At 67.1% G+C, this 12,759-nt stretch carries 13 protein-coding genes; 6 read left to right on the plus strand and 7 right to left on the minus strand.

Going from position 1 to position 12,759, the window contains the following annotated elements; translation table 11 throughout:
• Positions 1-244: 244 nt before the first annotated feature.
• Complete coding sequence (gene cmk / locus DMC61_RS37140) at positions 245-892, plus strand: (d)CMP kinase (protein ID WP_158634159.1); 648 nt, start codon at positions 245-247, stop codon at positions 890-892.
• A 102-nt stretch (positions 893-994) separates the two neighbouring features.
• Positions 995-1,420, plus strand: a complete 426-nt coding sequence (locus tag DMC61_RS37145) for an HIT family protein (RefSeq protein ID WP_228708625.1) — start codon at positions 995-997, stop codon at positions 1,418-1,420.
• Here DMC61_RS37145 and DMC61_RS37150 read toward each other — a convergent pair.
• The 6 genes from DMC61_RS37150 to DMC61_RS37170 form a co-directional block, all read right to left on the minus strand.
• Positions 1,382-2,047, minus strand: coding sequence for a class I SAM-dependent methyltransferase (locus DMC61_RS37150; protein WP_158634160.1), 666 nt, complete (start codon positions 2,045-2,047; stop codon positions 1,382-1,384). The two genes, DMC61_RS37145 and DMC61_RS37150, sit on opposite strands and share 39 nt — an antisense overlap.
• On the minus strand, positions 2,038-2,805 hold the full coding sequence (locus tag DMC61_RS41275) for a hypothetical protein (RefSeq protein ID WP_158634161.1): 768 nt from the start codon (positions 2,803-2,805) through the stop codon (positions 2,038-2,040). The genes DMC61_RS37150 and DMC61_RS41275 overlap by 10 nt, the downstream gene beginning before the upstream one ends.
• Entirely contained in the window at positions 2,802-3,857 is a 1,056-nt protein-coding gene (thiL, locus tag DMC61_RS37155) for a thiamine-phosphate kinase (RefSeq protein WP_233595073.1), read from the minus strand. Before thiL ends, DMC61_RS41275 begins: the two co-directional genes overlap by 4 nt.
• On the minus strand, positions 3,850-4,551 hold the full coding sequence (locus tag DMC61_RS37160; RefSeq protein WP_125695190.1) for a hypothetical protein: 702 nt from the start codon (positions 4,549-4,551) through the stop codon (positions 3,850-3,852). The genes thiL and DMC61_RS37160 overlap by 8 nt, the downstream gene beginning before the upstream one ends.
• A gap of 289 nt (positions 4,552-4,840) precedes the next feature.
• Positions 4,841-6,301 carry a 4-hydroxyphenylacetate 3-monooxygenase, oxygenase component gene (hpaB, locus tag DMC61_RS37165; protein WP_125695191.1) on the minus strand — a complete coding sequence of 487 codons (1,461 nt, stop codon included), beginning with the start codon at positions 6,299-6,301 and terminating at the stop codon, positions 4,841-4,843.
• Positions 6,302-6,331: 30 nt separating this feature from the next.
• Positions 6,332-6,865: a flavin reductase family protein gene (locus tag DMC61_RS37170; protein WP_125695192.1), complete on the minus strand. Its 534-nt coding sequence runs from the start codon at positions 6,863-6,865 to the stop codon at positions 6,332-6,334.
• Between the two features lie 59 nt (positions 6,866-6,924).
• Here DMC61_RS37170 and DMC61_RS37175 point away from each other — a divergent pair, with 59 nt between their 5' ends.
• On the plus strand, positions 6,925-7,614 hold the full coding sequence (locus tag DMC61_RS37175; RefSeq protein WP_125695193.1) for an IclR family transcriptional regulator: 690 nt from the start codon (positions 6,925-6,927) through the stop codon (positions 7,612-7,614).
• A gap of 18 nt (positions 7,615-7,632) precedes the next feature.
• Here the strand turns inward: DMC61_RS37175 and DMC61_RS37180 are convergent, their stop codons facing one another.
• Complete coding sequence (locus DMC61_RS37180) at positions 7,633-9,006, minus strand: MFS transporter (protein WP_125695194.1); 1,374 nt, start codon at positions 9,004-9,006, stop codon at positions 7,633-7,635.
• Between the two features lie 92 nt (positions 9,007-9,098).
• Here DMC61_RS37180 and DMC61_RS37185 point away from each other — a divergent pair, with 92 nt between their 5' ends.
• From DMC61_RS37185 to hpaE, 3 genes are read left to right on the plus strand one after another with little or no spacing between them, the layout of a single operon-like run.
• A complete protein-coding gene (locus DMC61_RS37185; RefSeq protein WP_125695195.1) occupies positions 9,099-10,583 on the plus strand; it encodes a fumarylacetoacetate hydrolase family protein in 1,485 nt (494 codons plus the stop codon).
• Positions 10,565-11,236, plus strand: coding sequence for a GntR family transcriptional regulator (locus tag DMC61_RS37190; RefSeq protein ID WP_125695196.1), 672 nt, complete (start codon positions 10,565-10,567; stop codon positions 11,234-11,236). Before DMC61_RS37185 ends, DMC61_RS37190 begins: the two co-directional genes overlap by 19 nt.
• A gap of 13 nt (positions 11,237-11,249) precedes the next feature.
• On the plus strand, positions 11,250-12,755 hold the full coding sequence (hpaE, locus tag DMC61_RS37195) for a 5-carboxymethyl-2-hydroxymuconate semialdehyde dehydrogenase (RefSeq protein ID WP_016334632.1): 1,506 nt from the start codon (positions 11,250-11,252) through the stop codon (positions 12,753-12,755).
• The last annotated feature ends 4 nt before the right edge of the window (positions 12,756-12,759 follow it).

A 12,759-nucleotide genomic window follows, 5' to 3' on the forward strand; every position in this document is an offset into this window, starting at 1 on the left:
GCGATGCCCTGGACGAGTGAGAGGCCATGCCGGAGCGTGGCCGCGGCGACCACGTTCACCTTCATCCGGAGGCCGCAATCCGTTGCCAGGGCACGATTCCCGGCATCTTCGCTGCTCCGAGGCAACTCGCATACGCGCCCCACGGCGCACGTCCCGCGTGATAGCGTCTGCGCCCTGCTCCCCATAGTCCGGCTTCACCCACCAGCAAGGGAAAATCATGCCCGAACAAGGTCCCGGCACCGTCGTGGCGGTGGACGGCCCGGCGGCGGCGGGCAAGACCACCACCTGTCTGGCACTGTCGAAATCGTTCGACCTGCGCTATCTCGAAAGCGGCAGGACTTATCGCATCATCGCTTTCGAAGCACTTCAGCGTCGCATTCCGGTCGACAACGCCACGAAAGTCACCTGCCTCTGCGACGAATTGATCACGGCGAGCCGTTCCGCGAGCCTGCTGACTTCCGACCGCTACGCCCCGGACAACCTGCGCGCCACCCGGGTCAACGTCGCCGTTTCGGCGGTCGCCAAGATCGCGGAGGTCCGCCAGCGGGTCACCAGCCTCATCAGGCTTTGGGCCGGCGCACAGCCTCGCTGCGTCATCGAGGGCCGGGACATCGGCACCACCATCTTTCCCGCCGCGACCGTGAAGTTCTACTTGACCGCGAAGCCAGAAGTCCGGGCCCTGCGGCGCGTACGGCAAGAGCGGTCGGCATCCTACGAACACGTTCTCGACGACGTGATCCGCCGGGACGAGGCCGATATGTCCCGGGCGACGTCGCCGTTGGTCCCCGCCGAGGACGCCATCAGAATCGACACCACCGACCTCACCGTCGAGCAGGTACTGCGGCTGATGACCTCGGCGTGTCGCGACAGAGGATTAGAGATCAACCGTTAGTGCGAGTACGCTTCTGCTTTGTCTGCGACGAAGCTAAGTTGACCATGGGTATGACTTCAAGTGATCGATCAATGACGAGGAGTATTGGTTATGAGACCGGCGATGGCGAAGGAAAACGTAGCCGAACCGGTGAACACCGATTGCCTCTTTTGTCATTTCGATGACGCATCGGTGAATGACGTACTGGTCGACGGAAACGAGATCTACGTTCGGTGGGACAACTTCCCCGCCGCCAAGGGACATGTCGAGGTCGTCCCGAAAAGACACGTGGAGTCCTACTTCTCGCTCACGGCGAGCGAGCACGCCGAAGTCTATGCGCTGATCAAGCAGGCCTGGCGCCGGATCCAGGACCAGTTCCAGCCGGACGGCTACACCATCGGTGTGAACGAAGGGCAGGCGGCGGGCCGGACGATCGACCACCTGCACATCCACCTGATCCCCCGCTACGAGGGCGACGTGGCGGATCCGCGAGGCGGTATCCGTCATGTACTACCGGGGACCAACCCCGACGAATGGCTCGGCCGGTAGCCCTTTCCTCGCCTCCACGACGAACCAGCTGCCGCGTCCGCTCGGCAAAACCCGGGCCGAGACGAAGCCGGCGGCGGCCAATTCGTCCACCACGGCTTCCGGTCTACGCAACGAAAACCATCGCGGCGATGGCATCCGGACACTGCGCGCCCATCCTTCGCCCTCCCCTTCCTTGAGGCTGATCGCCGTGACACCGCCGGGCGCGAGCACCCGATGGATTTCGGAGAAGACGCGCGGGTGCGCCTCGCTCGGTAAGTGCACGATGCTGGCACAAGCCCAGACACCGTCGAACACTCCGGCGGCTATCGGCAGGGCCAAGAGATCGCAAAGCACCGCACCGTCCACCGCGCAACGACTTCGGGTGTGCCGGAGCAATTCCTCACTGAGGTCGGCCGCCATCACGGCCGCGCCGCGTCCGATCAGATATTCGGCGTCCCGGCCGGCGCCACAACCGAGGTCCAGCACCGAACTTCCGGGCAGCGCATCGAAGAAACGGTCCAGTTCGTGGTCCAGACCGGGAAACAGGTCGAGCGTGCCGGTGGCCCGCACGTACACCGCGGCGTTCTCGTCGTAGGCTCGGCGTGTACTCGACACCAAGGCGCGCAGCTTCGCGTCGTTCAGGTGCATTCGAAGTCCTCGCGACCGATGGCCATGCCCAGATTGGTCATCTCCTCCAGCAGTTCCCGCCGGTCGAGCACCTCGTAGCCGCGACCGGCGTCGACGCTCACGCAGCCGACGAACTTGTTGCGCCCGCTTCTGATCGGCGTGACGAACAGCGCGGTCCGATGCTTGAGGGCCTGGAACGCCTCCCATCCCAGGTTCATCACCGATTCCGCACCGTAGCGGGCCACGTGGTCGTCGAACTTCGCCTCGTCGGTGAGGCGGGCCGCCAACGGTGCGACATCGAACGTCACCTCGCGATCGTGCTGCCAGCACAGTCCCACGGCGCCGATGCCCCGCACCGGCGCGAAACTCCGCGTCGCCGGAAAGGACGACATCCGGTAGGAGGACAGTCGTTTCAGGACCCCGTGGATCGGATGCCTCAGTGTGCGCGTCTTCCGCCACACATGGAGCGCCAGGTCGCCGGTGTCCAGCGGCGGATCGATCTTCGCGCTGATCTCGAGCAATCTGCCGAACGTGGACAACACGCGACGCCGCATCATGACGTTGCGGTCCACGAAGGCCCGTCGTTGCCAGCTTTCGAACGGTGCGAAAGCACCGAACACCCCGGCCGTGACGAGCGCGACCAGCAGCAGGTACGAGCGGTCGTTCAGGAGGCCGTCCCAGAAGGCCTTCGCCGGTACGTTGTACGCCTTGCCCGCCAGGAAGAGCGTCGCCGACAGCAGGATCGCCTTGTCCGCGATCTTGGCCGCCTTCCGGCTCATGCCTTTCCGTCGCGCTGGTGCCGCCACGCCTCGCCCGGCAGGTCCGCCCGCTCGCCGTTCTTCCCGGTCAAGACCACCTCTGGCCGCTCGGTGACCACGCCGATCCGGTGGAAGCTCAGCGTTTCGGCGAGGTCGTCCACCTGGGTGGGCGGCACGGTGAAGACGAGTTCGAAGTCGACCGAGTCGCCCATGACCAGGCTCAGCGGCTCCACATCCACGTGCGCGGCCACGGCGGCCACCGCCTTGGGGACGGGAATGGACCGCTCGTCGACGTCGATCCCGACTCCGCTCGACTCGGCGATGCTCAGCAAGGCCGCCTTCAGCCCGTCCGAGGTGTCCAGACAACTCGTGACCACCCCGCTGGCGCCGAGGGCGAGCCCCTCGTCCACTCTGGCCACCGGACGTTTCCAGGCGGAAAGCAACGACGGCACCAAGCTGTCGATGACCAGATCCGGCACGCCGGAGCGCAGGTACGCCATCGCCGCTCCGGCGGGCCCGGTCGGTGCCGTGAGGCAGACGACGTCACCGGGTTTCGCGCCGGACCGCAGCAGCGCCCGGCCCGCCGGGCACACCCCGAGAGCCGACGCCGAGAGGATCAGGCGTTCCGCGCCGCCGATGTCGCCACCCACGTTGAGGCAGCCGAAGGCGGCGCACGCGTCGCGGATGCCGCGCATGACGAGACCGAACAGCGCGTCGTCCATTTCGGCCGGATACCGCACGACCGAAAGCAGCCCGATCGGCTTCGCGCCCATCGCCGCGATGTCGCTCAGATTCGCGGCGACGAGGTAGTACCCCAGGTCGTATTCGTCGAGGTGTCCCATCTCGTAAAGCCTGAACTTGGGCCCGCGGACGTAATCGGAGCCCACCACGAGGTCGTGCTCGCCTGCCAGCCGGAAGACCGCGCAGTCGTCTTGGGCGTCGGCTCCCGCGGTCAGGTCCACCCGGCCACCGTCCGGGAACGAAACCGGGACGAACTCGCTTGCCTGCCGGGCGAACAACGGCACGATCGCCGTGGCCAGTCTCGTCGGTTCGTCCGAGAATTTCTCACTCACCACAGGACAGCTCCACCTCGTCGCCACTGAGTTTCCCGGGCCAGTAATCCACCATTCGCAGGGTTTCGCGAAGATCCCTTTTCCGCATCACCACCGCGTAGTCCCATTCCGGATCCTCGATCGCCAGCACGGCGCCGACGATCGAGCGGAGATACTGCCTTTTCTGCGCGCCGGTCGGCAGGTAAACCCGGACTTTCCCCCGGTACACACGGAGGAAATAAGCCGAAGACGGCCAAGGCGCGAGCGTGAGTTCCCCGAGCGAATCCAGATCCCGGTGGAACAGGCCGTCGCCGATCAGGAGATCGTCCACGGCGTCACCGTCGACGGGGAGAAAGTGCAGATGCGCGTGCGTGATGCACGCGTGGCTCTCCTGTCCGGCGCTCGAACCGTGTTCGAGGATCAGCGGCTCGCCGAAGGTCTCCCGGTACAGCGGCATGAACTCGTCGAGAAGGCCGCGCACCTCGTCCTGATGGAGGGAAAGCACCTGGGCGAACGACAAGTGGTGATTCGAGGGCAGGAGCAGGAGATGCCCGAGTACGAGCGGCGACATATCGGCCAGCAGCGTCAAGTTTTCCGTCGAATGTATTAGCCGGGACGGTGGGTCGCCTTCGTAGAAACGGGCGAAGGAGGTGTCAGCCGAACCCGAAAGCTCTTCGCAGAAGTCCGCACCCGCGCACTGCATGGTTTCGATCATGTCTCCCCCTGCCGCCTCGCTTCGTCCTGGCCTTCGCCGAGCAGAGCACCTGGATTTTTGCGCACGGTCATGGCGGACTTGAACGGTCAATGCGGAGATTAGCTCGAACGTCGTAACCCGCTCACGGATTCGTGACAACAAGAATTTGGACAAAAGCAGGACACATCATGGTCGATACATACTCACCTGCCGCACGACGTGAAAAAGCGTCCGTCACCCGGTGGATGACGGACGCTTTCCGACTGTCGCTATCCGTTCGAATTCACGGCGATTTCGGCGAAATCCGCACTCAGCCGTCTTCGCGTGCCAAGAGTTCCCGGACCCGTTCCTGCAGCGCCTCCCTCGGGTACGCGTTCACCTGGGCGCCGGCCATCCGCACCGGGTCGCCGAAGAAGAAGTACTCGTACAGCGACTCCCGCCCGGCGAAGCTCGAGACCGACGCGTCGAACGCCAGCTTGAACAGCCGCGCGCGGTCCTTGGCCGGCAGGGTGGCCGACTGGAGGTAGGTGTCGATGGCGGGACGGCCCTCCGCCTCGAAGTCCGCCTCACCCGGCAGCGCCATGAGGCCGGAGGCGGAGAACTTGCGGATGATCTCGGTCAGGCGCGGCGAGACCTTCGTGGGGTACCAGTTCCGGGCGGCGTTCAGGACCTCCCACTTGGGCAGGAAGACGCCGTCCTCGCTGAGCTTGCCGTCGGCCTCCGCCGCGCGCAGCACGGCCTTCTCGATCTCGACGTAGGAGATCAGCTCCGACAGATCCTGCTGGATGTGCTGGAAGCCGCCGATCCCGATCGCGGCGGCGATCTCACTGGCGAGACCGAGGTAGAACTCCGTCTTGGCCAGGGTGCGGGTGACGACCTGGTGGGTCATCAGCGCGCCGGCGCCGGTCTCGGAGTACCAGGCGTTGCACAGTTCCGGATGCCCCAGCAGGAAGACGCGCTCGTTCGGGACGAAGACGTCGTCGAAGACCACGACCGCGTCCATCTCCTCGAAGCGGGAGGCCAGCGGTTCGTCGAAGGTCGAGCGGCCGTGGTCGAGCCCGGCGCGGCAGAAGTACTTCAGCCCGGGCGCGTCGTTCGGGACGGCGAAAGCGTAGGAATACGGGGCGTCCTCGGGGGTTCCGCGCAGGACGGTCGACGGGAAGACCAGGAGTTCGTCGGCGATCGGCGCGATCGTGGCGAGCATCCGGGCACCGCGGACGACGATGCCGTCCTCCCGTTCCTCGACCACCTTCGCCGACAGGTTGCCACCGCCCTGCTGACTGCCCGACACCGAACGGTTGACCTGCGGCGGGATGAGGGTGTGCGTCGCGAGCAGATCGTTCTCGCGCGCCATCTCGTAGTACTTCTCGATGCGCTCGCCGTAGACGGGATCGGCCTGGGAGAAGAACTTCTTCGCGGCCGACAGGGCCGTGAGCGACGAGTTCATGTAGTCGCCGGTGCGGCCCAGGAACCCGTTCGAGTACTCGGCCCACACGGAGAACGCGGCGCGGCGGCGCTTGAGGTCTTCCTCGTTGCGCGGCACCAGGAACGACATGCCGACCCGCTCCCCCGTCGACGGCGACTCGTAGGTCAGGACGTCACGGTGCGCCGGGTCGTGCTGGAGGTCGAACAGCTTCGCGTAGGTCAGCGCGTTGTTGCGGAACGCCGGATGTTCGGCGACCTTGGCGGTCACCTTCTCGCCGTCCACGTACAGCTCCGGTGTCATCGCGTTGAGCTTGTCGAGGTACTGCTGTCCGGTACGGGCTCCCATGTCGTGCTCCTTCTCGGGTGGACGTCGTTGTCAGAACAGGGATTCGTGGCCTTGCGCGGATTCGTGGATCATCGAGAACCGCCCGTCGACGAAGCCGAGAGCGTCGCCGGAGCGGTAGTCGAACTCCCGCACCTCGCCGAGGAACAAGGTGTGGTCGCCACCGTCATAGGCGGCCCACGGCGTGCAGTCGAACCAGCTCAGGACGCCGGCGAGCCGCGGCGCGTGCCCGCCTTCGACCCACGTCGGCGCGCCTTCGGGAGTCGGACGGCCGGCGAAGTTCATCGCCAGCGCCTCCTGCTCGGCGCCGAGGACGTTGACCGCGAAGGGACGGTCGGCCAGCAGGTCGTGGCTCTTCACCGTGCGCTGGATCGAAATGAGGACGAGCGGCGGATCCATCGAAACCGCGGTGAAGGAGTTCACCGTCAGGCCGTGCCGTTTCGTCGCGGCGTCGAAGGTCACGACGGCCACCCCCGTCGCGAACCGGCCGAGACAGCCTCGGAAGAACTGAGCGGGTGGCCGATAGAGGCTCGATCCCGGCGGAAAACTGGTTTCGCGTGACATCATCGTCTGTTCCTGTTCTATAATCGAACAGCCAGTTCAACTATCGAAATGGATCGTATACGATGGTTTCGGACTCCCGCAAGACCGCGAGCACGTCCCAGACGCTCAGCCGCGGCATCCGCGTCCTCGAAGTCCTTGCCGACGCCCAAGAACCGCTCAGCGTCGACCGGATCGCCGAACGGCTCGGTGTGCACCGTTCGATCGCGTACCGGCTCATCCGCACCCTCGAAGAGCACGGTCTCCTCACCCGGGAACCCGCCGGGAAATACGAACTCGGCGCCCGGCTGGCCGCGCTGGCGGCGGGGATCAAACACGATCTGCAGGCCGCGGCGCTGCCCGAACTGACGGCGGTCGCGAACGAACTCGGCATGACGTGTTTCGTGGCGGTGATGGACCGCGAGGAATGCGTGACCCTGGTCAGCGTGGAACCCCGGCACGCCGTCGCGTCCGTCGCGCAGCGCCCGGGGTCCAGGCATCCGTTCACCGCGGGCGCCCCCGGCCGCGCGATCCTTTCCCAGCTTCCGGAAGAGAACCGGCCGGCGGGAATCGCGGAAGTCGTCGACCGCGGCTACGCGGACAGCCATGGCGAGGTGATCGAGAACCTCAGCTCGGTGGCCGTGCCACTCCCCCTGCGCGGGCACGCTCCGGCGGCCCTCGCGGTCGTCTATCTGTCGAGCGCGCGTACCCCCGCCGAGCTCGCGGAGCGGCTCAAGGCAGCGGCGAAGGCCGTCCGTGACGCTCTCGGCGGGTGAGCGTCACGGACGGCGGGATCACTTGGAGAAGCGCAGCGGGCTGACCGCCTGCTCGGCTTCATGGTCGGGCCCGAGCGGGATTCCCGACCGGTCACGCAGCAACAACGTGGCGATGAGGCCGATGACGGTCATCCCACCCAGGTAGACGGCGACGGACACCGAAGTGCCGGTCGCGTCGACCAGCGCGGTGGCGATCGTCGGCGCGAACGCGCCCCCGAGGATCGCGCCCAGCGCATACGAGATCGAGACGCCGGAGAACCGGATGGACGCGGGGAACAGCTCCGCGTAGAACGCCGCCTGCTGACCGTAGGTGAACCCGAGCCCGACACTCAGGATGATCAATCCCAGCGCCAGTAACACGATGTTCCCGGTGTCCACCAAGGGAAAGAGCACCGCGATGCCGGCGAGCTGGGCGATCCAGCCGACGACGTAGGTGCGCCGCCTGCCGATCCGGTCGGACACCGCGCCAGCCGCCCACGTCGAGATCAGCCAGGTCGCCGCGGACGCGGTCACCGCCCAGAGCACCGGGCCGCGGTCGAGCCCGAGCGGGCCCTTCGGGTTGGTCGCGTAGTTCTGGATGTAGCCGCCGGTGGTCATGTAGCCGACCGCGTTGTTGCCCGCGAACACCACCGCGGCCACCACGACGAGCACGGCGTGCTTGCGGAACAGCTGGATGATCGGGGTCCGGGTCTGCTCACGGCGTTCGGCGATCTCCCGGAAGACCGGGCTCTCCTCGACCCGGCGCCGCACGTAGTGGCCGACCAGGATCAGCCCGACGCTGAGCAGGAACGGGATCCGCCAGCCCCAATCGAGGAACGCCTGCCCGGGGACGAGCAGGCTGGTCAGCGCGAGCACACCGGAAGCCAGCAGCAGCCCGAGCGGGACGCCGATCTGCGGTGAGGCGCCGAAGAGCCCCCGTCGCTTCGAGGGCGCGTGCTCGACGGCCATCAGAACGGCGCCGCCCCATTCCCCGCCCGCCGAGATCCCCTGCAGGATCCGCAGCAGGATGAGCAGCACCGGCGCGAGGACCCCGATCTGGTCGAACGTCGGGAGCACCCCGATCAGCGTGGTCGCGGCGCCCATCAGGATCAGGGTGAGCACCAGGACCACACGGCGGCCGTACTTGTCGCCGAAATGCCCGGCGAGGAACGCGCCGAGCGGCCGGAACAGGAAGCTCACGCCCACCGTGGCGAAGGAAACGAGCGTGCTGTTCGCCCCGAGGCCGGAGAAGAACAGCTTGCCGAAGACGAGACCGGCCGCGGACGCGTAAACGAAGAAGTCGTACCACTCGACGGTGGTACCGACGACGGTCGCGAAGGCGACCCGGCGCCGGTCGGAGGACGGTGGGGCGGTCCGGCCGGATATGCGTTCATCCTGGGCTGGGTTCGACACGTGGACTCCTTTGTCGTCGGCCACCTTGCCACTGTGGCACGGAATCATATACGTTATTAGATACGAAGCAAGGGTCGAGGATTCAGGGGAATATGGGTACTTACGAGGCAACCTCGCCGTCGGGCCGCGGCTCCGGTCCGCTGGGCACCCGGCCGGGCAAGATCATCGCCGTCCATCTCAGCTACGCGTCACGCGCGGAGCAGCGCGGACGGCGTCCGGCGAACCCGTCGTACTTCTTCAAGCCGTCGAGCTCGATCGGCCCGTCCGGCGGCACCGTCGAACGCCCGGCCGGCACCGAACTGCTGGCCTTCGAAGGCGAGATCGCGCTGGTCATCGGCACCACGGCCCGCTGGGTCAAGCCGGACCAGGCGTGGGACCACGTCGCCGCGGTCACCGCCGCGAACGACTTCGGCCTCTACGACCTGCGCACCGCGGACAAGGGCTCCAACGTCCGGTCCAAGGGCGGCGACGGCTACACCCCGATCGGCCCCGGCCTCATCGACGCACGCGACGTCGACCCGTCGTCGCTGCGCATCCGCACCTGGGTGAACGGCGATCTGGTGCAGGAGGACACCACGGCCGGGCTCATCTTCCCGCTGCGGCAGTTCGTTTCCGATCTCTCCCAGCACTTCACGCTCGAACCGGGCGACGTCATCCTCACCGGCACCCCGGCCGGATCGACCGTGGTCTCCCCCGGCGACGTCGTCGTGGTCGAAGTGGACGTTCCCGGCACCTCGCTGAGCAGCGGACGGCTCCACACCACCGTTTCCCAGGGCATCCGGGCCTTTTCGGACATCGGCAGCCTGCCCGAGGTCGACGACAAGCAGCGCGCCGAAGCTTGGGGAACTCCCGTCGAGGAACCTGCCGAAGAGAAGGCTCCCTCACTCAGCGAGGAGCTCCGCGCCAAGTTGCTGCGTGCGCCCGTCGCGGGTCTGTCCGCCCAGCTGCGCAAACGCGGGCTGAACAACGTCGCGATCGACGGTGTGCGCCCGAATCTGCCCGGGTCGAAGGTCGTCGGCACGGCACGGACCCTGCGTTTCGTCCCGAACCGCGAGGACCTCTTCAAAACCCACGGCGGCGGCTACAACGCCCAGAAGCGCCTCTTCGACTCGGTCGGCGCCGGCGAGGTGATCGTCATCGAAGCCCGTGGCGACAAGGGTTCCGGCACGCTCGGCGACATTCTGGCGTTGCGGGCGCGCTACCTCGGCGCCGCCGGGGTGATCACCGACGGCGGGGTCCGCGACTTCGACGCCGTCGCCGCGACCGGGCTCCCGGTGTTCTCCCAAGGCGCGCATCCGGCGGTTCTCGGGCGCAAGCACGTGCCGTGGGACACCGACGTCGCGGTCGCCTGCGGCGGGGCGACCGTGCTGCCCGGCGACATCATCGTCGGTGACGACGACGGCGTGGTGGTCATCCCGCCGTCGCTGGCCGAGGAGATCGCCGACGCGGCGCTCGTCCAGGAGGACGAAGACTCCTGGATCGCCGAGCAGGTCGGACAGGGCCGCCCGATCGAGGGGCTCTTCCCGCTGAACCCGTTGTGGCGGGAAAGGTATGAGGCATGGCAGAAGAAGCAATGAAGACGACCAGCAAGTCCGAACTCGCCTACGAGTGGCTGCGTGAGCGGATCGCCCGGCACGAGTACGGACCCGGCTACCGGCTGGTGCTCGCCGAGATCGCCGGCGCGCTCGACATGAGCGTCGTCCCGGTGCGCGAGGCGATCCGGCGACTGGAGGCCGAACGGCTGGTGACCTTCGAACGCAACGTCGGCGCGCGTGTCGCGATGGTGGACCAGAACGAGTACGTCCACGCGATGCAGACGCTCGGCGTCGTCGAAGGCGTCGCCACCGCGCTGTCCGCACCGCAGCTGTCCGAAGAGAACATCGCGCGGGCGCGGCGGGTGAACGAGCGCATGATCGCCCTCCTGGACCATTTCGACGCGCACGAGTTCACCGCGCTGAACCAGCAGTTCCACTCGCTGCTTTTCGAATGCTGCCCCAACCCGCAGATCCTCGACCTCGTGCACCAGGGCTGGACCCGGCTGTCCGGGCTGCGCGACTCCACGTTCGCGTTCGTCCCCGACCGCGCGCACCGGTCGGTCGAGGAGCACGAAGAGATCCTCCGGCTGATCTCCGAGAAAGCCGACCCGCTCGACATCGAATTCGCCGCGCGCAATCACCGCTGGGCCACCATGCAGGCCTTTTTGGACGCTCGAGAGCGCGCCAAGCGCTGACTGAGGAGGAATCTTGACCAGCACGACCCCCCGGCCGATCCCGGACGGTGTCCCGGAGCGGATCCGGCACTACATCGGCGGCGAACTCGTCGATTCGGCCGACGGCGCCGTCTTCGACGTGATCGACCCGGTCACCAACGAGGTCTACGTCCAGGCCGCCGCGGGCAAGAAGGCCGACATCGATCGCGCCGTCGCCGCCGCGCGGAAGGCGTTCACCGAAGGCCCCTGGCCGAAGCTGCTGCCGCGTGAGCGTTCGCGTGTGCTCAACCGCATCGCCGATCTCGTCGAGTCGCGGGACAAGCGGCTGGCCGCGCTGGAGAGTTTCGACTCGGGCCTGCCGATCTCGCAGGCGCTGGGCCAGGCACGACGGGCCGCGGAGAACTTCCGGTTCTTCGCCGACCTGATCGTCGCGCAGGCCGACGACACCTACAAGGTGCCCGGCCGCCAGGTGAACTACGTCAACCGCAAGCCGATCGGTGTCGCCGGGCTGATCACGCCGTGGAACACGCCGTTCATGCTGGAGTCGTGGAAGCTCGCACCCGCGCTGGCGACCGGCAACACCGTGGTGCTCAAGCCCGCGGAGTTCACCCCGCTTTCCGCGTCGCTGTGGGCGGAGATCTTCGAGGAGGCCGGGCTGCCTGCCGGGGTGTTCAACCTCGTCAACGGCTTCGGTGAGGACGCCGGCGACGCGCTCGTGAAGCACCCGGACGTCCCGCTGATCTCGTTCACCGGCGAGAGCGGCACCGGCAGCCTCATCTTCGGCAACGCGGCGCCGTTCCTCAAAGGACTCTCGATGGAGCTGGGCGGCAAGTCGCCCGCCATCGTCTTCGCCGACGCCGACCTGGAGACCGCGATCGACGCGACGATCTTCGGCGTGTTCTCGCTCAACGGCGAACGCTGCACCGCGGGCAGCCGGATCCTGGTCGAGCGCGCGATCTACGACGAGTTCGTCGAGCGGTACGCCGCGCAGGCCAAGCGGGTCAAGGTCGGCGACCCGAGCGATCCCGCGACCGAGGTCGGCGCGCTCGTGCACCCCGAGCACTACGACAAGGTCATGAAGTACATCGAGATCGGCAAGACCGAGGGCAGGCTGGTCGCCGGGGGCGGCCGTCCGGACGGCTTCCCGACCGGGAACTACGTGGCGCCGACGGTGTTCGCCGACGTCAAACCGGACGCCCGGATCTTCCAGGAGGAGATCTTCGGCCCGGTCGTCGCGATCACCCCGTTCGACAGTGAAGACGAAGCACTGGCGCTCGCGAACAACACGAAGTACGGGCTCGCGGCGTACGTCTGGACCAACGACCTCAAGCGGGCGCACAACTTCGCGCAGGCCGTCGAGGCGGGCATGGTGTGGCTCAACTCGAACAACGTCCGCGATCTGCGCACACCCTTCGGCGGGGTGAAGGCGTCCGGGCTGGGGCACGAGGGCGGCTACCGCTCGATCGACTTCTACACCGACCAGCAGGCGGTGCACATCAATCTCGGCGAGGTGCACAACCCCGCCTTCGGCAAGGGCTGAGCCC

Source organism: Amycolatopsis sp. WAC 04169 (genome assembly GCF_003947535.1).
Taxonomy (GTDB): domain Bacteria; phylum Actinomycetota; class Actinomycetes; order Mycobacteriales; family Pseudonocardiaceae; genus Amycolatopsis; species Amycolatopsis keratiniphila.